Source organism: Thermostichus sp. OS-CIW-26 (genome assembly GCF_054058395.1).
Genome location: NZ_JBSSAG010000044.1, coordinates 1 through 20,934, shown reverse-complemented (window position 1 = coordinate 20,934; position 20,934 = coordinate 1). Strand labels below are relative to the sequence as shown.

Genomic DNA, 20,934 nt, shown 5'->3' with positions numbered 1-20,934 from the left:
AAACAGAAAGATCAACTGGTAGTAATCCGTACTGAACATATTATACATTATTTTCAGTATAGTTGAGCTTATTATTGACTAGAGTCATGCTCTCACCGACCGGCGGAAGATGGCTGTTGAGATTATTCTCAACAAACAGGCCGGCAATTCCAGCTCTGGGTTTGGCTTGGTCTCTAGCGAGGGCCGTAGGTTGTCCAATAGCCGCGTCCTTGTCTTTTGGCTGCATCGGCAGCTTCAGTAAGAATGGGGCCGTACTTCAAGCCATCGGTTTGTGGCGACAACAGGCCATGCCCCAAAAACAGCATTTCCTGGTTGATGAGGGTGTTGGCTTGCCAAACGTAGGCAGGCAAGGTGGGAGCAGGGGCTAGGGCAGGATCCAACTCCAAAAACACCTCACGTCCCAGCAGAGCAGTCTGCAAATATTGGCCGGCATTGTAAACTGCCAAAGGGGTTTGTCCGCGCAACTCCGTCCAGTTGGGGTTGATCGGGTCAGGCAAGGGATCGATCCCAATCAGTTGCACCAGCCGCAAATTCAAGTCTCCTTCAAGCTGGACAACCAGGGTGTTGTAGTTGACCACCCGAACCACGGTTGCACGTTTGAGGTCGCGCAGATCTGGACGCGCCACCAATGTTAAAGCCCAACCGGGCAATGTCGAGAATATCAAAGGCAAGGCCAGAAAGCTGCCCAGCTTGATCAGGCTCCGTCCATTGGATGCCAGCAGGGATCTGGAGCGGGGGGAAGTCGGAGCAGAACGCAGGGATTTTTGCAGCATGGACTTTAGCCGTTGCATGGCGGACTTGACAATAGGGATGGTTCGCATGCTTGACCTTTGGATCTCACACCGCCCTCACACCGCCGCCTACTGGGCCTCAATGCGGGATCCGGCTCACCTGCCGTCACTCTACAAAAAATTGGGGCAGATGGGTCAGGTCTGGAAAATCTCTCTCGATTTTTGTCTTGATTTTTAGATGTGCTACCCATCCGGTCAGCAGTTGTCAGCGCTGACAACCTGTGGTTGGTCATTTCGATTCAAACTGGGACACTGTACCCACACCTAAAACATGCATGAAACATGCATGGGGCCACAGGGCTTTTCTCAGCTGCCCAGGCATCTCACCCTAAACTGAAGTGACTAAGTCCTTCCGAGCAGCAGGATTGTCTTTTGGTCTTCTCTCTTTGCGAAGGAAAGGGGGAGTGCTTGGAAACCTTTTCAATTCAGTTTGAAACAATTACAGTTGTCCAACTCTCAAATCTCTCAAAAGCGCAGACCCTAGAGGGTAGCAGGGTTCTTTTCGACTGCTTCGGACAAGAGGGAGTTGACCAGCACGGTTACCAACCCCAGTCGATTGCCCGCCAAAATATCCGTCAACAGGCGGTCTCCCACCATAGCCACTGCTTCTACCGGCAAGCCCATCTGGGCTACGGCCCGCCGCAAAGCCCGCCGTGAGGGTTTCCCGGCCCGGTGAATGTAAGGCAGATCCAGGCTTTCTCCGATTTGTTGGATGCGGCTGCGATTGAGGTTGTTGCTCACCAGCCAAATTTGAAAGTGCGGACGCAACTGCTCCAGCCAAGCAGCCACAGCGGGATCCACCTCAACCTGTCGGCTCGGCACCAGTGTACCGTCTACGTCAAAGATGATGCCTTTTACCTGCCAGGCCCACAGGTCTTCTGCCCGCAACTTTAAGACAGTGCCGGCCACCACCAGATCCGGTTGCAGGAGCTTGAACCAAGGTTTGTGTACCATCCGCTCCTCGGCTAAGGACTGGGTTGAGGACTATGGTGGGATCCCTGGGCAGCTTGCCGGCGCTCTTGAATAATCTGCAATTGGGCTGCCTCGTGCTCTGCTAGGGTTTTGCTGAAAACGTGGGTGCCATCGTAGCGGGCCACGAAGTAGAGATAGTCGGTCTGCTCAGGCTGCAAAACGGCTTTTAGGCTGGCCAAGCCCGGACTGGCGATGGGACCAGGGGGCAAGCCCGGGTTGAGGTAGGTGTTGTAGGGAGAGGGGGTGCGCACCTCCGCAAGGGTGAGGCGGCGATCTGGGGTTTGCCGGATATTCAAGGCATACTCCAGCGTCGGATCGGCTCCCAGGGGGATCCCTTTCTTAAGCCGGTTCAGAAAGACACCTGCAATCAAAGCGCGTTCTTCCGGCACCACGGCCTCCCGCTCCACAATGCTGGCCAAGGTGACCCACTCGTGCAGAGACAGGGAAGTGGTGTGCTGGCGAAACAGGGGCAGGGCCACCGCGACAAATCGCTGCAGCATGGCGTCGACCACCATCTGGGCCTTTTCCCGATCCGGCAGGGATCCCTCCACCTGTTCAATGGGGAAAAGATAGGTGTCTGGGAACAGGTAGCCTTCTAGAGAGCTCAAGTGGGGGGGCAGCCAATCGAGGGGGGGAATCACCCGGGTCACGGCAATGAAGGCATCGGCTGCCAGCCAGTTGCGCTGGGCCAGAGCCTCTGCCATTTGCTCGATGCGCCAACCCTCCGGGATGGTCAGACGTCTTTGCAGGATCCTTCCCTGCCGCAGTTGCTGGGCCACGGCCAGCATGTCCTGGTTGGGATCCAAAGCGTAGGTGCCCGCCTGAAACACCCAGTCGCGCCCGAAGGTGCGGCTCCACAGCTCCCAAGCCAGAGCTGAGCGAATCACCCCTGCTTGGCGCAGTTTTTGCCCGATCAGACGGCTGCTGCTGCCCGGCTGGATTGTTACTTGGATCGGTTCTGGGCCGCCCACCGGCTGGAGCCAGGTCTGCCACTGCCAGTAGCCCAATCCCCCGACCAGAACCAACAGGAAAATCAAGCTCTGCAAAAGACGCCGACCCCAGCGTTCGCGTAAGCGTTGCGTAGCAACATGGGGTGACCTGGGTATAGCGCCTTGGGCAGCAGAGCATTTGGGCAAGACGGGATCCTTTTGGGCCGAATGCTGAACGTAAACTACCCGACACCAACCGCTAGGCGGTACGGAGCGGGCTTTTAGTAGCCCTGCAGTTAGCAAGCCAACCACGAGCCTCTGGGGTGGTTTACAGCACCCCCAATCGACCGTTACCAGTGCCTTAAACAACCGTTTCTGGTGTCCGCAGTATTATTATAGCATTTATAGTATTATAGCATTTATAGCATTCCTCCCGACACCGACCCTACGGGTACAGTGCGGGGCTCCTGCAATTTCTAGCTGATCTGTCATTGCCTTTCCCTCCAAACGGCCTGAGCACACCCTTGAGCCAGGCTATCCTTCGGACTCAATCCTGGCTAGGGCGTCGCCGGACTCTCAAGGCCGATTTCCCCCCTAACTTGGGATCAACTCTCCTGGGCTGGGGATCCCGTTGTTCTCGACCGTCCGCTGTCCGATCCAAGTGCCGATGGGTTCTCCCTGCACCACTCGATAAATATTGCCAGGGGTAGTCAGGTCAAAGACCACGATGGGCAATTGATTTTCCTTGCAGAGGGCGATGGCGGTGCTGTCCATAACCCGCAGATCGCGGTTCAGCACATCCTGATAGCTGAGGACATCGTAGCGGCGGGCCTGAGGGTGAGTCTTGGGATCCGCATCGTAAACTCCGTCCACCTTGGTGGCTTTGAAAATCACCTCGGCATCGATCTCCGCCGCCCGCAAGGCCGCAGTGGTATCGGTGGTGAAGAAGGGGTTGCCAGATCCTGCCCCAAAAATCACCACCCGCCCCTTTTCCAGGTGACGAATGGCGCGGCGACGAATATAGGGCTCCGCCACCTCCTGCATGGCGATGGCCGTCTGCACCCGGGTGGGGATCCCGGCTCGCTCAATGGCATCCTGCAGGGTTAAGGCGTTGATGACGGTGGCCAGCATCCCTACGTAGTCGGCAGAAGCCTGATCCATCCCTTGGGCAGCCGCCTCTTTGCGCCCGCGCCAGATGTTACCCCCTCCCACCACAATCGCCACCTGCACACCGGCCCGTACCACTGAGGCCACTTCGCCGGCAATGGACTTCAAGACCTCGGGGTCGATCCCGTAGGGGCGCTCCCCCATCAGGGCTTCACCACTCAACTTCAGTAGAATCCGTCGATATTTCATGCTTATCCGCTCCGGCCCACCCCTGCATACGATAGCAGGTTTGTTGAACTAGCTCCGCTCACAGGATTGACCGACAGAGCATGCCTCTAACCCCCAAAACCCTGAACTTTGCTGAATTTACTGAGCTTTAGGCGGTTTGGCAAAAGTCATTGAGAGGGATATAGTAGACCAAGTTTCCCCCTGATCCTTGAGTCCACCGCAACGGTTGCCGGGAAGTGAAGGGGGAAAGCGCTCGGGGGGTATTCCTCAGGGCTTTGCGGGATACCGCCTTCCTGCTCAGAGATAGGCAGGATGCGATCGCTTCTTTCCTGAACCATGTTCAGGAGAGTTCAGCGTGAATGTATCAGCATCTCGACAAAAACAACCTTACTGCTGTTCTTCGCCAGCGCTGGCCTCATTGTCGCGGGGGGCAGAACGGAAGCGGCGGCCATTGCGAGCACGACTTTTTTGGAACTGCTTGGCATATTCGCGGTTGCGCTCGGCTTTTTCCCGCTTCAGGTTGCGTTTTTTGGCCATGCTGGTTTTCCTAACCGGTTATCCGGTATGTGGTGGAGTGCTGAAATAAGGCGCTCCCCATCGTAACATGCCTGGTTGGAACTTTTCTGGGGCTTTCTGCTCAACCGGCTATTGGCAGGGATCCCCACAACAAGACTAGGCCCATCACAACAAACCCCACGCCTGCCAGGGTTTTGATCCAGCGAGGTGGGATCAGGCGGGCCACCCAAGCTCCTGCCCACACCCCAATTAGGCTGGTGCTGATCAAAGCAGCAGCAGCGCCCAAAAAGATTACCCCAGCGTTTTGCGAGCGGGCACTGAGGAGCAGGGTCGCCAATTGGGTTTTATCGCCCATTTCGGCCAGCAGAATCGAGCCAAAGCTCACTAGGGCGGCCCGTCCGGCCATTTGCCGCAGCAAAAAAGACGGGGTTCGGCTGTCGTTGTCTTGGATCAACACGTTCCTCGGTTGTTCTTCACTCTGTCCTGCCGGGTTGGCATCGGCTGCTCAGGGAGGCTAGCCCTCTGGGAGCTTGTTCCCCCGCCACTCCTGCCATAATACATAGCCCCCGATCACCAGGAACCCTGCACCCGCCAACCATTGTAGCCAGCCCGGGGGAATGACTTGGCCCAGACCTTCTCCCAGCACCACGCTGAAAAAACTGGCGGTCACCAAGGCACCGGCGGAACCGAAAAAGATCGCCCAAGGAGATTGGGATTGGGCACTCATGAGCAAGGTTGCCAACTGGGTTTTATCGCCCATTTCCGCCACAAACACGGTTAAAAAAGTAACAAGCCAGAGCTGCAGCGGGGATCCCTCAGGAAGATTGCTGTCGGAAGAGGGGGGGTTAGGGAGGGGCGGTGTCGTCGGAAGTCCAATCTCGGGGGCGGAAGACAAGGCCAAACTCTCCCCGGCGGGCTTGAAATCCACAGCGGATCCATCCCCGTAGAGATAGTGCTGCCCAACGGCCAAGAAACCGAAACAGAGAGCCGAGGACAAAACAATCAGCCCCAAGCCCAGGGCCATTTGCCCCTGCCAAGAACGCGGCGCAGCCATGGCGTCAGACCCTAACCACCGACATGCAGCTTATCCTGTTTTCAGCCGCTTCTGGAGGAGACAAGGGCGCTAGAGTAAACGCTAGAGTAAAAGAATCAGGGGCGTTGGCCGAGCGGTTTAGGCAGCAAACTCATAATTTGCCTTACACAGGTTCGATCCCTGTACGCCCCATCGGGAATTGCTGGACGAGGTTTCTGGGTTGAGGGCTGTTGACAGCGGGCCAAGTCGATCTCAATTCCCAAACTGGGAGGGCGGACATAGGACTGCGTTCCGCTAACGCGACCGAGGTCACTCTGGGCTGAGAAAGAACCGGTTGGGCACAGTTTCAAAGACGCGGGTTCAGCTCCGTGCGGGATCCCGTATCCCCAGAGCGAGGGATCCAACGCTCAGGCAAGGTGGCAGGGGATCCCCATTGGGACTGGAGCTGGCTGAGGAATTGTCCCTGCTGGGTGCGAAAGCCGACCAGATCGGATCCGCCATTCATCAGGGCAAACCAGATGTCCCCCTGCTCGGTTGGCAATACACCCGCCAAGGTGCTGACGCTCCTCAAGGTGCCCGACTTGGCAATTAGGATCCCTGGCAACAGACGCCGCTCCAACACTCCCACATCTTGGCCGACGACGGCAAAAGCATCGGCAAGAGAGAGCCCCTGCTCCTCCAGAAGAGACTGGATGGCTTGAAGCATAGCTACATTGGCCCGCGGCGAAATGCGGTTTTCCACCCCCAACCCGGAGCCGTTGATCAGTTGCAGCTCTTCTGCCGGGATCCCGGCGATGGCCCGGGCGATTTGGGCCACTTGGTCAGCACCCCCCACTGCATCGGCCAACATCTCGGCCATGGAGTTGTTGCTGTAGAGGTTCATCAGCTTGACCAGGTGAATGAGGGGGGGCGATTCATGTCTGAGCAAAACCTGGGCGGCAGGCGGGATCTGCTGGGCAACCCGCACCGAACCCAAGATCTCCACCTGCGGTCTGGGTGTGCCGGGGGGCAGGGTTGAAAATTGGGCCTCCGCCTCTGGCGGCCAGCGCCGCGCATCCAGCCCCTGCCGCAACAGGGATCCCGATTGCGCCACATCCCGGGAAAAGTTCATGTAAAAGCGGCCCACCACCACCAGATCCCCGCGCACCTGGCGGATCCCATAGGCATTGAGCAGGTTGCCGACGGAGAAGGCTTCCTCCCAGACGAACAAGGGATCCTCCCCCCCCACCACCCAGAGATCCCCCTGCAGCACCCCGTCGGCTGTTGGCGAGCCGGTGGTCAGCCAAGGGGTTACAAAGCGATGTTGTGGGCCAAAGTGCTGCAAAGCGGCCAGGGTCGTTGCCACCTTGGTCAAAGAAGCTGCCGGCAAGGGTGTGGATCCCTGATGCTGTCCCAAAACAAGGATTCTGTCCCGCTGAGGCGAAGGATCCTCCATCTGCAGCCAAACCCCCTGAGCTGTGGGCGAAAACCCCCGACCGGCCAACTGAGCCAGATAGGTTTCCACCTGAGGTTGCAGGGATCCCTGCTCCGTCGCCTGAGAAGTGGGAGACAAACTCAGCAACAGAGTGGCCGCCGAGAGCAGCCCAACCCAGCTGGAAACCAGCCGCCTACCGGGCCAGCCCCACAGATGTCGTTCGTGCCGTGGCGTCAGCGTTGCGGAGCAACAGTGTTGTGTAGCACCATGGGGTGCCGCAGGCATAGCACTTTTCACGGAAAACACCCTCTAAACATCCCGGCAACCGAGGGGGCATCAGCTCGTCAATTCCCAGCCACCCTCTTCCACAGGCTCTACATCGATGGTGCCGGGGGGCGTTTGCCGATAAAAACGTCCGTCTGCAACAAACAGCGGCTCTCCACAATTGGGGCAAAAGAAACGGCTGCCCTCAATGGCTTGCGATTCCGACCCACACACCGGGCAGCGATCCGTCGTGATCCAGCGGCGCGCCCACCAGCGAAAGGCCAGGAGCACCAATACCGGCAAGGACAGCAAAAGCAGCAACAGGGCCACCAATCCAGTGACCAGCCACCCCAGCCCGACACTGGTCAGCAAAGCTGCCAACGCCAGGGATCCCAGCCAGAACCCCCAGCCACCCAGAGAAATGGAATAGGTTTTGGGCTGCTCAAACCGCATTTTCGTTTTCCTTCCCCGATCACTACGCTTGCCAACGCTGTCAGGATGCCGCGGGCCTTTTCTTGAGTATGTTAGCCTAGGCGCGCCCGAACACCAGAAACAGTCCGCCACATGGCTCTGCTCTGTAGGCTAGCTCATCCCGGATGGATGAGGGATTGGGTTTCCCGCACCCTTCCCGAGGCTCTCCCGGCAGCCCATGCGCCTCAGTTGCGTCCCTGTTCTATTGAGCCTGTTCTATTGAGCCTGTCCATTGAGCCTGAACAATGTCTTCAGCAACCAGTCTTCAGCAACCAAGTCGGGTGGTGTCGTCATAAATGAAGTTATTATCAATTACAGGACTTATTGACTGTTACGGCGACGTTGCCCAACAGCGGAGGGGCGGCATCATGGTCTACACCGAAGAGGCGTTCAAGGCAGAGCTCAATGCCAAAGGCTGGCGAGCCACTCGGCAGCGGGAGATCATCCTGCAAACGTTTCAAAACTTGCCTGAGGGCACGCATCTGAGCGCGGAGGAGTTGCACAAAAAGTTGCGGGAAGAAGGCCACAACATTAGCCTTTCCACCATTTACCGCACCGTCAAGCTGATGTCCCGCATGGGCATTTTGCGAGAACTGGAACTGACCGAAGGGCACAAACATTACGAGATCAACCAGCCGGCCCCCCACCACCACCACCATCTGGTGTGCGTCAAGACCAACAAGGTGATCGAGTTCAAAAACAACGCCATTCTTAACATCACCCAGAAGGTGGCAGAAAAGTACGGTTTCAAAGTGTTGGATTGCCAGCTCACCATTATTGGTATCAGCCCAGAAGGGCAGCGCTCGATTTTGTAGCCAAAAATTCCCAAAGCTCAGGTTCTCATGCTTTCCCAGAAGGGGAACTGTACTGGGCTGGTAGGAGGATGGGGATCCCGTCAACGGGAGGAAATGCCAGAATAGCTCCCGTGAGGCCAATCGGCAGTCGGCAACCGAGGCAACAGTTGAATGGTTGATGAATAGTTGATCTTCTTCGCCCCACTAGATCCGGGAGAGCATGACTCTAGTCAATAATAAGCTCAACTATACTGAAAATAATGTATAATATGTTCAGTACGGATTACTACCAGTTGATCTTTCTGTTTACTTTCGAGTCTGCCAACATGGTAGCCAAAGCAAAGCAGAAAATTGGTAGTAAGACGACACGGAAACTGCGCTTTGGGTATTCTACTCAAAGCTTTGCGGGATACCGCCATTCTGTTTGGACTCCGTCCCGCTAACGCGAATGGAAACAAACAGAATGCTATCGCTGCATAGTTGAACAGTGATGTTCAGCAGTGTTCAGCGTAAATGTATCAGGGCCATGAACGAACAGGAAGTGGTGCAGTGGCTGGAGCAGGCGCTGGCCAATCCCCACCTTAGATTACAGGCCAAAGCCCAACCGCTCCAGGAGAGTCCCAAGGCTTATGCCCTCGTCATTATGATCAACCGCCCTGCCGGCCTTGCTCTCAACTATGAGGAGTTGACGGCCTGGTTCCAGAAGGCGATTCCCACTCGTTACCCCCAAGTCAAACGGTTGGCCCTCTACAGCCGCCCCATGGGCCAGCAGGCTGCCGATTGGAAAACTCAGGTGAGGCTGGATCCGGAGCCGACAACGACCAGATGGGATCCCGGGATGGAGTTCTCAGAGAGTCTGGATCTAAGCCGCTACTGCTTTGTCAGCAATCGCCAGTTGCTTACCGCCGACCTTCCTCAGCCGCCTGGTTTGCTCCGCCAGGCGGTTTTGGGTTTTCACAGCCTCACTTCTGGGCAAAAACAGGAGGTTCTGCCCCTCTTGCCCACCTTGTTTCGCAATCCCAGCACCGTCTCGACGGTGATGTTATCGGTGGAAGCGGCCTTGTGGCTGGAGCCTCTGAAAAGCCTGAATCCTCACGAGCTGCGTCTATTGAGCGTTTGGCTGAGCCGCTATTGCTTCAACCCCAGCCGCACCCTAGCGGAATTGGATCCCGCCACCTCAGGTCTCAAAACCGGACAAACCAAGCGCAGCTACCGCGCCCCTCAGGTGGGGGTTTCGCTAATGTTGGCCAGCTTTGCCGGCAACCTGACGGCGGCCTCAGGTGTGACCCTGAGCCTGATGTTCGGTATGGTGTTTGTGCTTTTCCTGACCGTCTTGGGCAGCTTAGAGGGGGGATTCTCTCTGGGCTCTTTCATCTTCGCCATTCTGCTCACCCTCGCCTTCAATGCCCTGATCTTCTTTTTGTCCCCTTGGCTGATGGACTGGATCCAGCACAGCCTCTATGGCACCGAGTGGGTAAGCTTGGCGGAAATTGGGCGTCGCAGCCCAGAGAGTGCAGAGGTGATTCAACGGGTTTGCCGCCAGTACAAGCTGAAGCAGCCGAAGCTGGGGCTGATCCGCGACCAAAACCCCACTGCTTTTACCTACGGCAGCCTGCCGGATACGGCCCGCATCGTCGTCAGCGAAGGGTTGTTCACCTACTTGGAAGATGAAGAGGTGGCTACGGTCTATGCCCACGAGCTGGGGCATGTGATCCACTGGGATTTCGCCGTCATGACCCTGGCTTCCACGTTGGTGCAGATTCTCTACCTTCTTTACGTCTACATGCGGGATGCGCGCGACAACGGCAAAAGGGGCAGCCTCCGCTCCCTGGCCTTGGTCGCCTACTTTTTCTATGTGGCCGGCTCCTACTTGTTGCTGTATCTGTCGCGGGTGCGGGAGTACTTTGCCGACCACTTTGCTGCCGAAACCACCGGCAACCCCAATGGGCTCTCGCGGGCTTTGGTGAAAATTGCCTACGGCATTGTGCAAGAGGGAGAGCGGGAGCGGGATGAGGAAACCCGACAGCGCAGTGCTCGCCTGCTGGAAGGAACGCGGGCTTTGGGGATCTACGATGCCAAGGCGGCTGTTACGGCGGGGACGGCCTACCGGGTTGCCTCGGATCCCGGCCAGGTGGGCAGGGTATTTTTGTGGGATCTGTTTAACCCTTGGGCCTGGTGGATGGAGCTGAACTCCACCCATCCCCTCACGGGCAAACGGGTACGGGCGCTGGGCACCTATGCGGAGCAACTGGATCTGCCGGTGGAGTTCGATATGGCCAGCGTGGTTGCCCAGGGCAAGCAGCTCAACCGGCAACAGCTCTACGGGAACTTTCTGCTGGATGTGCTGCTGTTGAACGCCGAGTGGCTGGGGGCGATTGTGGGGGCACTGCTCGGGATCCCGGCCTTGCAGGTGGGCTTCTATGAAATGTTTGCCGGGCTGACCCTGATGGGGGTGGGCTTGGGCCTGCTGCTGAAGATGACGGTGATGTACCCCAGTCTGGAAAACCCGCCGGCGTTGACCGTGCTGAAGGCGATGAGCAATCCCTACGCCAGCCCTCTGCGTGGGCTGCCAATGCAGTTGGAAGGGCGGGTGATTGGGCGAGGGGATCCGGGCTATCGCTTTGGCTCCGATCTCAAGTTCCAGGATAAGACCGGCATGATCTTCCTGCGCTATGCTTCCCGCTTTGGGCCGCTGGGCAACTTCCTGTTTGGAGCGCGCCAGGCAGGGGGGGTAATCGGCCAAGAGGGATCCGCAGTGGGGTGGTTCCGACGGGGGGTGGCCCCTTACCTGGATCTGGCCCGCTTCCAAACCCGCCATGGCCAACTACTCACCAGCTACCATCCCTTCTGGCAAGCTGTCTGGGCTGTGCTGTTGTTGGTGGTTGCCCTGCTGGCAATGCTGCTGTTCTAGAGGATCCCGATCCTCAGTAGCCAAAAGCTTGCCTAGGCCATTTGAGATTGGCTACTTTTGCCCACCGTTAACCCGGGCGTAGTCGTCGCTGAAGCGGACAATGTCGTCTTCGCCCAAGTACTGGCCGTTTTGCACCTCAATAATCACCAGAGGGATGACGCCGGGGTTTTCCAGACGATGCTTGGTGCAAGGGGGCACATAGGTGGATTGGTTGGCCGTGATGAGCTTTTCTTCGTCTCCGCAGGTGACCTTGGCGGTGCCGGCAACGACGATCCAGTGTTCGCTGCGATGGTAGTGCAACTGCAGGCTAAGGCGATGCTTGGGCAAAACCACGATCCGCTTGATTTTGTAGCCAGGGCCCTCTTCCAGCACTGTAAAGCTGCCCCAAGGCCGACTTTCAGCATTGCTCTCGATCAGCTTGTTGAGGGTTTCGGCAGAGAGGGAAGACGATGGTTTTTCCAGTGAGGCCAAATTGGCATTGGGGGTTTCTAGCATGGGATGCTCTCCTTGGGAGGCCTACCTGTAGCTTATCCCAATCATCAACTCGGAGTCTGTTTGTTTATCTTTATAACCACCAACAGATCGGCTTCAGCTCCTGGGGATCCCCAGCCGGTTCAGGTTTGGTGGGGTAGTGGTTAAAATCCTGTGGAATCATGAAAAAGATTTCTGCTCTGCAAAAAGGCCACTTCCCCATGCGTTCTTCCTCTTCTGTCCCTTCTTACCCGGTTCACATCCATGACCGCCAACGGGACACCCACTATCTGATCCAGGTGCCGGCGGATCAATACATTTTGGCCAGCGCCGAGGCCCAAGGGATCCAACTGCCCTTTGCCTGTCGCAACGGCGCCTGTACCACCTGTGCGGTGCGGGTACGGCGGGGATCCCTGTACCAGCCGGAAGCCATGGGCATTTCGCGGGAGTTGAAGGAGCAGGGGTATGGGCTGTTGTGCGTGGGCTATGCCCGCTCGGAGCTCTGGGTAGAAACCCAAGATGAAGATGAGGTGTACGAGCTGCAATTTGGGCGCTACTTCGGCCAGGGGCAGGTCAGGCCAGGGATCCCCATCGAGGATGAGTGATGTCTTCTTCGGCACCGGTTTCGTCTCAACAACTGTCGCCGGATCCCTTGCCCTCTCAGCCGAGGGGCTGGCTGCTGGCGGCAGCGGCGCTGATCCCGGTGAATCTGGCCCCCAGCTTGCTGTTGGCTTTGGTGGGAACGATTCAGGGTTATACCCGCTGCGGTGGCCGGATCCTGCGGGATCCTCTATTTGGACTGGCGGCTCTCCTGAGCCTGGCTGCGGTGGGAGTGGCCTTTTGGGGGGAGGATTGGCGACTGAGCCTGCCGGGGATGTTCAACTACTGGCCTTTTTTATTGATGCTGCCGGCCTTTGCCGATGCGCTGGCCTCTCGCGGTAGCGGGACGGAGTTCCATCCTGTAGGCCGTCGGCGTTTGGCCCAGATGTTGGTGTTGGGCAGCGGGCTGATGCTGCTTTTGGGTTGGGGAGAAGTGCTGTGGGGATGGCAGGGGCACTTCTTCTGGGGGCCGGTTTGGATCACGGGGGTTGCCGGGGGAGAGCGACCGGCGGCAGCTTTTACTTCCCCCAATATCCTGGCCATCTACCTGGTGATCCACCTGTGTTTGGCGGCAGGGCTGTGGCTGGATCGAGCCGATAGAGACTGGCCACAGGCAGTAGGGCTGGGAGCTGTGCTGGGGCTGGGATCCCTCTTGTTGCTGCTGACAGCCTCTCGCAACGGCTGGGGAGCGGGGGGGCTGGCGCTGATGATGGGGCTGGCCCTGCGGCGCTGTTGGTGGGGGATCGGGATCTTGGTCGGTCTGGGATTGGCCGGTTTGGCCGCTGCTTGGGATTGGCCGGGCTGGCGGGCTGTTGTGCCTCGATTGATTTGGAGCCGTCTGGCAGACACCTTCGATCCCCAGGCGCTCCATTTTAGTTCCACCGCTAACCGTCTGGATGCCTGGCACTTTGCCCTGCAGATGGCGCGAGAGCGGCCTTTGACGGGCTGGGGCTGGCAGAGCTTTGCCGCCCTTTATAATGCTCAGGAGCCGCCGGAGCTGCTGGGCCATTGCCACAATTTGTACCTGCACCTGGCGGCTGAGGGTGGGATCCCGCTGTTGCTGGGCCATCTGATCCTGTGGGGCTGGATTTTGGCGCGGGGATGGCAAGCTTGGCGGCGCTCGCAAGAAAGCGTCCTGTTGGGGATGCTGCTGGCCTTGACGGCATTTTTTGCCTCAGGGCTTTTGGACGTGGTGATGTTGGATGGCCGCATTCACCTGCTGGTAACCTTACTCTTGGGGGCAGTTTGGGGAGCCAGCCTTGAGCGGCAAAGGGACTCCATCTCCGGCAAAGAGCAAGCCCAGAGAGGTTACCGTTGAGTGCTGCAATGGGATATCCCTTAGCTGGCAGTGAGCCCGGAGTCCATCAGTTGCTCACCGATTTTTGCGACGCGGAAGCAAGCTACAGCCAAGGGGCAGTTTACCTGTAGAGGGTCTTTGCGGTGAACCTGTACCGAGATGTGTTGTGGCCTCTGCTTTTTTCTGGGCTGAGAGCCGACCCGGAAGCGGTCAAGATGGGCCTGCTGCGCGCCTTGCATTGGATCGATGCCACCCAGGCCACCGGGATCCTATCGGCTCTGGAGCGACTGTTTTGCTACCGGGATCCCCGGCTATCGGTGTCGCTGTGGGGCCTTACCTTTCCCAATCCCCTTGGGTTGGCTGCGGGCTTCGACAAAGATGGCCTGGCTCTGGGCGTCTGGCCCAGCCTGGGGTTTGGTTTTGTAGAGGTGGGCACCGTCACTCCTCAGCCCCAACCGGGCAACCCCAAACCTCGCCTGTTTCAACTGCCCCAAGATCGCGCTGCCCTCAACCGCATGGGCTTTAACAATCAAGGGGCGGCGGCTCTGGCCGAACGGTTGCGTCGGCTACACCAACGTCCCATCCCCATTGGAATTAACCTGGGCAAAGCCAAAATCACCCCCCTAGAAGAAGCGGCTGCCGATTACCTGGCCAGCTTCCGGCTGCTCCAGGATCTGGGGGACTACTTTGTGGTCAACGTCAGCTCCCCCAACACGCCGGGGCTGCGATCCCTGCAAGCTGCTGAGCAACTGGAGCCCATCCTATCTGCCTTACAGCAGGAAAATCAGAAGCGAAAACCCCTCCTGGTGAAGATCGCCCCCGATCTGGACTGGCCCGACATCGACAGCATCCTGGAGCTGGCCCAAGACCATCAACTGGCCGGGATCGTGGCCACCAACACCACCCTGCGCCGCGATAACCTGAAAACCCGTTTCCTGCCTGGCCGCGGGATCCCCTTCGCACCAGCGGAGTCTAGGCCAATCCTTGCAGAAGCCGGCGGGATCAGCGGTGCCCCCTTGCGGGAGCGTTCCACCCAAGTCATCCGCTACATCCACCGCTCCACCCAAGGAAAATTGCCCATCATCGGAGTGGGGGGCATCTTCACCTTGGCCGACGCCTTGGAGAAACTGGAAGCGGGAGCCAGCCTGCTGCAGGTCTACACCGGCTGGGTTTACGAAGGGCCGGGTATGGTGCCGCAATTGCTCCGAGGCCTAGCCCGCTCTTCTCCCCCCAGCCCTGATGTTACACTTCCCCCAGAGAATACCCCTGTGGGTCAGATCCAGGCGTAAGATCGTTAGGGATCCCTGAGGAAGCTTGCCGGTGAACCTGCTGCAACACCTCTTCAAAACCCCCCATCCGGTTATCGGGGTGGTTCACTTGTTGCCGCTGCCTACCTCGCCCCGCTGGGGGGGGGACTTGGAGTGGGTGATCGCTCAGGCAGAACAGGCGGCTACCGCCCTGGCTGCAGGGGGAGTAGATGGGATCCTCGTCGAGAACTTTTACGATGCCCCCTTTGCCAAGGATCGGGTGGACGCAGCGGTGGTCAGCGCCATGACCGTCATCGTCCAGCGGCTGAAAACCCTGGTCTCGCTGCCGGTCGGGATCAACGTCTTGCGCAACGATGGCTACAGTGCTCTGGCGATTGCTGCCTGTGTGGGAGCGCAGTTTATCCGGGTGAATGTGCTCTGCGGGGCGATGGTGACCGACCAAGGCATCATTGAGGGGAATGCCCACCGCCTGCTGCGCTATCGCCGGGAGCTGGGGGCTAACATCAAGATTTTCGCCGATGTGCTGGTGAAACACGCCCAACCCCTAGGTCCCATCAGTCTGGATGCGGCCATCACCGACACGGTGGAACGTGGCCTGGCCGATGCCATCATCCTTTCCGGCTGGGCCACCGGCAAGCCACCCCTTCTGGAGGAGCTGGAGCTGGCCCGCAAAGTTGCTCCTCAGGTGCCGCTGCTCATCGGCTCGGGGGCTACTGCTGAAAACATCGGCAGCCTGATCCGGCGGGCAGATGGAGTAATTGTGGCCAGTTCTCTGAAGCGGTCTTCCCGTTCCGCAGGCATGCCGGCAGGCTATTCGGATCCCTTTCCCATGATCGACCCGATTCGGGTGCGGCAGTTTGTGGAAGCACTGCACCTTGCGCTCCGTGAGCGGGCCTCCAACCATGCTTGTCTGGCCGCTCCCGGCTCTGGTTCCAACTAGCCGTTGGCGCTAGGATTGGGATCCGACTACAATGGGCGATTCCTCTTTAGCTATGCCATCCCTTGATCTGGAGGGCTTGGATTCTGCGTACCACCCTTCTGGTTCAGCAGAAGAAACCTTTTGGAGCTCTGTTCCGGCTCGCACCCCCCGCATTTGGGTTGTCGATGATGACCCAGTGGTTCGTTGCTACATTATCAATGTTCTCACAGGCTCCCAGTACTACGTGGAAAGCTGGGAAAGCGGCCGAGCAGCTTGGGATTCCTTGCAAAGCTTGGAAGAGAGCGAGTGGCCCGACATGGTGATCTGCGATTGGGTCATGCCTGAGATGTCGGGGGTAGAGTTCTGTCGCCGTCTCAAGGGATCCGCCGCAGGGCAGTTTGTCTATTTCATTTTGCTCACGTCCCGTTCTGAAGTTGAGGCTCGGGTAGAGGGGCTGGATGCGGGGGCGGATGAATTCATCACCAAGCCGGTCGATCCCGAGGAGCTGCGGGCGCGGGTGCGGGCAGGGTTACGTCTCCAGCGGCTCACCCAAGCTTTGGCCCAGGCCAACCGGCAATTGCGAGCCCGCAATGAGTTGTTGGAGTCTTTGTCTTTGACGGATCCCTTGACCGGGGCGTTGAACCGGCGAGCTCTGGATCAGGCGCTGCCCCATTTGCTCAAGCAGGTGGGAGCCCGCGGGGAAGCTCGCTACCGCTATCTCTGCCTGCTGATGATGGATGTAGATCACTTTAAGCAAATCAACGACAGCCACGGCCACTACATCGGCGACTGTGTGCTGCAGGCCATCGTCGGGCGGCTGCAAAATCAACTGCGGCCCTCCAGCCTGCTCTACCGCTATGGTGGAGAAGAATTTGTTTGCCTTACGCCCGGACTTAGCCCCTCTCGCTGTGGTCGCTACGCAGAGTCTCTGCGGCAGGCTATCGCCAAACGGCCCATTGACATCTCCCCCAAGCGCAGCCTGCCGGTTACCCTCAGCATTGGTGGGATCGTGCTCAGCGAAGACTACTGCCCAGAACCGGAAACCGCCTTGCAGCAGGCGGATAGCGCGCTCTACCAGGCCAAGCAGGCAGGGCGCAACCGAGTTCACATCCTCATCCCGACTCCAGGGGTTTATCTGCCCTCTTCCAGCGGATAGCCAGAGGCCACCGCCAAGGCTTCCAGAGAGCGAACGCCTGTGTAGGTGCGGCCATTGATGATCCAGGTGGGATAGCTGGTGATCCCCGCTTCTGTGCATTCTTGAGCTTGGGGAGTGCCGGGGCCGTTGGGGGAGCACTCCACGTAGGGCACTTGGTCGAAAGCCGATCCGAACAGCTCCTTTTGGTCTTGACAATGGGGGCACCAATAGGCCCCGTACATAGTGCCGCCGATCTGCCGCAGGTGGGCTGCTAACCCTACCGCCAGGGGGCTAGGCGGGGGAACTTGGTTGGCGTACACCCCAATCGTGGTCACCAATGTGAGAAAGGCCACCAGAATGTAGCTGAAGGCCAGCTTGCCCCCATCCAACCAGCGGTGGCCCAGCACGGTCACCAGCCCCAGCCCCGCCACCAAGATGATCGCGGTGGTGCAATACATGCAGAATTGCCGCAGCACCGCCACCATCAGGTAAAGCATGTACATCTCAAAGGCGGTCATGGCGGAAACCAAGCCAAACAGGGCCGGCCAGCGCCACCGCTTCACCAGTGGGAGCCCATCCGGCAGCACCGCCAGCGCCAAGACTCCCAGAAACCCCAGCAGGCCAACAGCCGCGGTCGGGATCCCCAAAAACTCTGCCCAACGGCTGGAGAGCACCAGGTCACACCCCCCATCCCCCGTGCAGAAGGCAGCGGGCTGCTCCGTCAGCTTGGTGTAGGTGAGATAGGCCGTCAACAGGGATCCCAGGCCGGCCAGGATCGCCAAGATCAGACGGGAATGGCGCTGCAGCCAGGTCTCTTCTTGGGCTTTGAGTTTGAGATAAGAAGCCATGGCGTTTCAGGGGTTTCAGCAGTTGGACACCCCCGATTATAGTGGGGTGGAGCTGGCCTCGTCCGTGGGCTCCGACGCAGAAGAGCCGCTTGAGCGCCGCACCTGGGCGGCAAACCTATCTCCCAGCGGATCCAGCTCCCCCAGGGATCCCAGTTTGGAGTCGGAGATAGGCCGGTCGCAGAGGCCCCAACGGCGGCGGAAGTAACGGGCCAGATCTTTTTCTGCCAGGGCCAGGTAGACCGGGCGACCATGAGGGCAAGTGTGGGGATTGGCGGTGCGCTGCCAAGCTTCCAACAGCTTTTGCATCTGCTCCAAGGTCAGCGGGATCCCATTGCGCAAGGCCCCTCGACAGGCCACCGCCACCTGGGCTGCTTGCACATCTTGACAACGGCTGAGCTCTAGCAGGGATCCCTGCACCTCTTCTGGATCTTCCGACTCCAAAGCCAAAGGGAGGCGTCGAATGAGATGGGTATTGGGGCCGAAGGGTTCCGGCTCCAGCCCCAACTGCTCCAACCGCTCCAGGGCTTGGGGCGATAGTCCTTGCAGCGTTACGGGCGTCGCCGGTGCCACCAGTTGCCAATGCTGCTGGATGTACTCATAGCGAACTCGCTCGTGGGCCAGGTGTTGCTCCACCAGCCATAACCCCTGGGGGTGCTCTGCCAAGATGTAGGTCCGATGCAGTTGGGCCAGCGCCTTGAGGGGGGGCAGGAGAGAAGTTGGGCGGTCAGAGGGAGGAAAACGGCTCTGGAGATCGGGCGAGACTCGATAGACCACCTTGGCCTCGCTGGCCCGGATCAGATGCACAGAGCGGCGGCTGGCTTGCCCGGATCCCAATTGCAGAAGGGAGTGCAGGTGTTGGCGCAACTGCTCCTGGCGGGCCGTCAGATTCTCCAGGTAGAGCTCGCTTTTGGCAGGATGACGGTTCCAATCCACCTGCTCTGGGGGCAGGCGCAGGTGAACAACCACCAGCGGATGGCGGTGGCGGGGCAATGCGTGGTGAAAAACCGACTGGATTAGCCGTTGCCAGTCGGGCATCTGCACAAACCGGCCGTTGACGGCCACGCGGATCCAATCGGGGTGAGGGCGATGCAAGCGATCCGGTAGGCCCAGCACCACTTCCCAATCGCTGTCCCCATCCTGGATCCGCCGATAGCGCAGATCTGAGGGATCCACCTGCGGCAACACCTGCAGCAGCAGATCTTGCAGAGACTTTCCCGGCCAGAGGCTGAGCAGCAATTGCCCCTCCTGATGCACCTGCCAACTGACCCAGGGATGGGCTAGGGCTGCATTCTGCACCAGGGTCAAGAGCGGGCGAGTCTGGGGCAGGGAGCAGCGGCGCAAGGGCCAATCGGCAAACAAATCCGCCACCGTCACCACCGTTCCCAAGGCAGTGGCTGCCGGCTGCTGGTGGGCCAGCTCCCCTTGGCGGTCGTAGGTGGCCAGCCAGCCGTGGGCATCGTCAGCGTGGCGGGTCTGAATGGTCAGGGATCCCAGCCGGGCCAGGCTGTGCAAGGCTTCGCCCCGAAACCCCAGGCTGCAACCGTCCAACTTGCTGGTGGTGTGGCGACGGGCCACCTGCTCCAGCTCCGAAGCGGGGATCCCTTGGCCGTTATCGGCCACCCGCACCTGCCAGCGGCTGGGCCAGATCTCCACCTGAATGCGGGTGGCCTGAGCATCGAGGGCATTTTCCAGCAATTCTCGCAGAGCAGCCCCCAGCGAGTCGATCACCTCTCCCGCGGCCATCTGGGCGATCCGCTCTGGGTTCAGGGGTTGGATTTTGGACATGGAGTGAGTTGAGAAAGCAGACTCTCTTCCTGCCAGCTTGTCGCCAAAAGGCCAACAGCGCCGAGCTTTAGCTTAGCTCTCTCCCTCTGTTGCCAGTGGACAGCGCCTTGCCAATGGTTTTCATTAACTTCAAGGCTCCCCTCAGGCCAAGTGAAGGATTGAGGTTCCGCCTTCCTGCCCATCGGTAACCGCCAAGAACTTCGAGAAACTTCGAGAACAAGAGAGCTGAGCGGGTGGCCAGTCATAAGGAAACCTTAAAATCCCAAGGCCAGCCATCAGCCTCTACTAGGATTTAAATAGTAAAATTTCTCATTAAGGAGGAGATCATGGCAGCACAGCAAGCTCCGGCCCGAGAGCTATTCAAGGAGGCTTTTGAGAATCGCTACACCTGGGACAAAGACTTTCCTGGCTACCGAGCTGAGATAACCTACTTTCCCAAAGAAGGTGACAGCAGCCTCTCCTTCTCAGGAGTTGTGAGTATTGACCGCAACATGAAGATCGATGTTGCCGGCGTCGAGGACGAGGAGATCCGCCAGAAAATACGGGAACAGATGTGGGAAGTCATGGTGCATCGCGTTCGTCATTCCTTCGACGAGGAACACGGTGGCCACACCTTTGCCTATGGAGAGCCACAAAATTCAGACATCACTGAAGTTCTTGTTTCGGGCTTATCTTCTACCGATAGGTACTGGGTTCAGGGCAAGCACATTCAAATGGTACATCGCCATCTTGCCAATCGGACAATTACAGTCTCAGTTCAAGAGTTTTACGATACAGGTGAGGGCTACCTACCCACTCACTACACTGCTGAGTATTGTAGCCCAGGAACTGGAGAAAAAACTCAAGCAAAGATGATCTACGAAGATCGTTATCAAAAAATAGTTCGGTATTGGATTCTGGTTGAGAGAAGAATTTGGGAAGAGCAGGATGGCCAAAAAAGTTCATCCCCTCAACTTTTCCTCTTCTCTAATATTCGATTTTTCGAATAGCTGAGAAAAATAAGTTTTTCTTTGCGGCTGTGGGCATCTCTCATTATAGAAGGTGATGAGGTGCTCACAGCCAAGCTCAAAACAGATGGCCACAGGGTACAGCCTGTTAAGGGCTCAAGGGGTACAATAGCAGCACTTAGCAAACCAACTTCGGAAGGAGGATGGATTGATCAGTAGTAAAGAAGTCTTCAC

The 20,934-nt window shown here is 58.4% G+C and carries 20 protein-coding genes and 1 tRNA gene; 9 read left to right on the top strand and 12 right to left on the bottom strand.

Annotated features, from left to right (window positions below; translation table 11 throughout):
- Positions 1 to 173 precede the first annotated feature (173 nt).
- The 7 genes from ACVW0C_RS13040 to ACVW0C_RS13010 all read right to left on the bottom strand — a co-directional run bounded on the left by ACVW0C_RS13040 (position 174) and on the right by ACVW0C_RS13010 (position 5,597).
- The gene (locus tag ACVW0C_RS13040; protein ID WP_457385800.1) at positions 174 to 821 is read right to left on the bottom strand and encodes a thermonuclease family protein; all 648 of its coding nucleotides are present in this window, start codon (positions 819 to 821) and stop codon (positions 174 to 176) included.
- A gap of 450 nt (positions 822 to 1,271) precedes the next feature.
- Entirely contained in the window at positions 1,272 to 1,745 is a 474-nt protein-coding gene (locus tag ACVW0C_RS13035; protein WP_457385798.1) for a YqeG family HAD IIIA-type phosphatase, read from the bottom strand.
- 11 nt (positions 1,746 to 1,756) lie between these two features.
- Positions 1,757 to 2,899 carry an endolytic transglycosylase MltG gene (gene mltG / locus ACVW0C_RS13030; RefSeq protein WP_457385796.1) on the bottom strand — a complete coding sequence of 381 codons (1,143 nt, stop codon included), beginning with the start codon at positions 2,897 to 2,899 and terminating at the stop codon, positions 1,757 to 1,759.
- Positions 2,900 to 3,286: 387 nt separating this feature from the next.
- Positions 3,287 to 4,048, bottom strand: coding sequence for a UMP kinase (gene pyrH, locus ACVW0C_RS13025; RefSeq protein ID WP_011433861.1), 762 nt, complete (start codon positions 4,046 to 4,048; stop codon positions 3,287 to 3,289).
- A 366-nt stretch (positions 4,049 to 4,414) separates the two neighbouring features.
- Positions 4,415 to 4,564 carry a hypothetical protein gene (locus tag ACVW0C_RS13020; RefSeq protein ID WP_011433860.1) on the bottom strand — a complete coding sequence of 50 codons (150 nt, stop codon included), beginning with the start codon at positions 4,562 to 4,564 and terminating at the stop codon, positions 4,415 to 4,417.
- A gap of 100 nt (positions 4,565 to 4,664) precedes the next feature.
- Positions 4,665 to 5,000: a TMEM165/GDT1 family protein gene (locus tag ACVW0C_RS13015; RefSeq protein WP_011433859.1), complete on the bottom strand. Its 336-nt coding sequence runs from the start codon at positions 4,998 to 5,000 to the stop codon at positions 4,665 to 4,667.
- 57 nt (positions 5,001 to 5,057) lie between these two features.
- A complete protein-coding gene (locus tag ACVW0C_RS13010; RefSeq protein ID WP_457385794.1) occupies positions 5,058 to 5,597 on the bottom strand; it encodes a TMEM165/GDT1 family protein in 540 nt (179 codons plus the stop codon).
- A 98-nt stretch (positions 5,598 to 5,695) separates the two neighbouring features.
- On the opposite strand from ACVW0C_RS13010, the gene ACVW0C_RS13005 reads away from it, so the two are divergent.
- Positions 5,696 to 5,768 (top strand) — tRNA-Ile (locus ACVW0C_RS13005).
- A 154-nt stretch (positions 5,769 to 5,922) separates the two neighbouring features.
- On the opposite strand, the gene ACVW0C_RS13000 is transcribed toward ACVW0C_RS13005, so the two are convergent.
- Complete coding sequence (locus tag ACVW0C_RS13000) at positions 5,923 to 7,275, bottom strand: D-alanyl-D-alanine carboxypeptidase (RefSeq protein ID WP_457385793.1); 1,353 nt, start codon at positions 7,273 to 7,275, stop codon at positions 5,923 to 5,925.
- Between the two features lie 51 nt (positions 7,276 to 7,326).
- Positions 7,327 to 7,707: a hypothetical protein gene (locus tag ACVW0C_RS12995; RefSeq protein ID WP_457385792.1), complete on the bottom strand. Its 381-nt coding sequence runs from the start codon at positions 7,705 to 7,707 to the stop codon at positions 7,327 to 7,329.
- A gap of 386 nt (positions 7,708 to 8,093) precedes the next feature.
- Between ACVW0C_RS12995 and ACVW0C_RS12990 the strand changes: the two genes are divergently transcribed.
- Together ACVW0C_RS12990 and ACVW0C_RS12985 are read left to right on the top strand one after the other, a co-directional pair.
- Complete coding sequence (locus tag ACVW0C_RS12990) at positions 8,094 to 8,540, top strand: Fur family transcriptional regulator (protein WP_011433855.1); 447 nt, start codon at positions 8,094 to 8,096, stop codon at positions 8,538 to 8,540.
- 505 nt (positions 8,541 to 9,045) lie between these two features.
- On the top strand, positions 9,046 to 11,430 hold the full coding sequence (locus tag ACVW0C_RS12985) for a M48 family metalloprotease (RefSeq protein ID WP_457385803.1): 2,385 nt from the start codon (positions 9,046 to 9,048) through the stop codon (positions 11,428 to 11,430).
- A 51-nt stretch (positions 11,431 to 11,481) separates the two neighbouring features.
- Here the strand turns inward: ACVW0C_RS12985 and ACVW0C_RS12980 are convergent, their stop codons facing one another.
- Positions 11,482 to 11,925, bottom strand: coding sequence for a phosphomannose isomerase type II C-terminal cupin domain (locus tag ACVW0C_RS12980; protein ID WP_414398411.1), 444 nt, complete (start codon positions 11,923 to 11,925; stop codon positions 11,482 to 11,484).
- Between the two features lie 197 nt (positions 11,926 to 12,122).
- Between ACVW0C_RS12980 and ACVW0C_RS12975 the strand changes: the two genes are divergently transcribed.
- From ACVW0C_RS12975 to ACVW0C_RS12955, 5 genes are all read left to right on the top strand, one after another.
- Positions 12,123 to 12,506, top strand: coding sequence for a 2Fe-2S iron-sulfur cluster-binding protein (locus ACVW0C_RS12975; protein ID WP_011433852.1), 384 nt, complete (start codon positions 12,123 to 12,125; stop codon positions 12,504 to 12,506).
- A complete protein-coding gene (locus ACVW0C_RS12970; protein ID WP_457385790.1) occupies positions 12,506 to 13,819 on the top strand; it encodes an O-antigen ligase family protein in 1,314 nt (437 codons plus the stop codon). Before ACVW0C_RS12975 ends, ACVW0C_RS12970 begins: the two co-directional genes overlap by 1 nt.
- A 122-nt stretch (positions 13,820 to 13,941) precedes the next feature.
- Complete coding sequence (locus ACVW0C_RS12965; RefSeq protein ID WP_457385788.1) at positions 13,942 to 15,087, top strand: quinone-dependent dihydroorotate dehydrogenase; 1,146 nt, start codon at positions 13,942 to 13,944, stop codon at positions 15,085 to 15,087.
- A gap of 31 nt (positions 15,088 to 15,118) precedes the next feature.
- Positions 15,119 to 16,006, top strand: coding sequence for a photosystem I biogenesis protein BtpA (gene btpA, locus ACVW0C_RS12960; protein ID WP_457385802.1), 888 nt, complete (start codon positions 15,119 to 15,121; stop codon positions 16,004 to 16,006).
- Between the two features lie 52 nt (positions 16,007 to 16,058).
- Entirely contained in the window at positions 16,059 to 17,141 is a 1,083-nt protein-coding gene (locus ACVW0C_RS12955) for a diguanylate cyclase (protein ID WP_457385787.1), read from the top strand.
- Here ACVW0C_RS12955 and ACVW0C_RS12950 read toward each other — a convergent pair.
- Together ACVW0C_RS12950 and mutL are read right to left on the bottom strand one after the other, a co-directional pair.
- Positions 17,117 to 17,968: a vitamin K epoxide reductase family protein gene (locus ACVW0C_RS12950; protein WP_457385785.1), complete on the bottom strand. Its 852-nt coding sequence runs from the start codon at positions 17,966 to 17,968 to the stop codon at positions 17,117 to 17,119. The two genes, ACVW0C_RS12955 and ACVW0C_RS12950, sit on opposite strands and share 25 nt — an antisense overlap.
- Before the next feature lie 36 nt (positions 17,969 to 18,004).
- The gene (gene mutL / locus ACVW0C_RS12945; RefSeq protein WP_457385784.1) at positions 18,005 to 19,753 is read right to left on the bottom strand and encodes a DNA mismatch repair endonuclease MutL; all 1,749 of its coding nucleotides are present in this window, start codon (positions 19,751 to 19,753) and stop codon (positions 18,005 to 18,007) included.
- A 326-nt stretch (positions 19,754 to 20,079) separates the two neighbouring features.
- On the opposite strand from mutL, the gene ACVW0C_RS12940 reads away from it, so the two are divergent.
- Positions 20,080 to 20,742, top strand: coding sequence for a DUF3386 domain-containing protein (locus ACVW0C_RS12940; RefSeq protein WP_457385783.1), 663 nt, complete (start codon positions 20,080 to 20,082; stop codon positions 20,740 to 20,742).
- Positions 20,743 to 20,934: the final 192 nt, after the last annotated feature.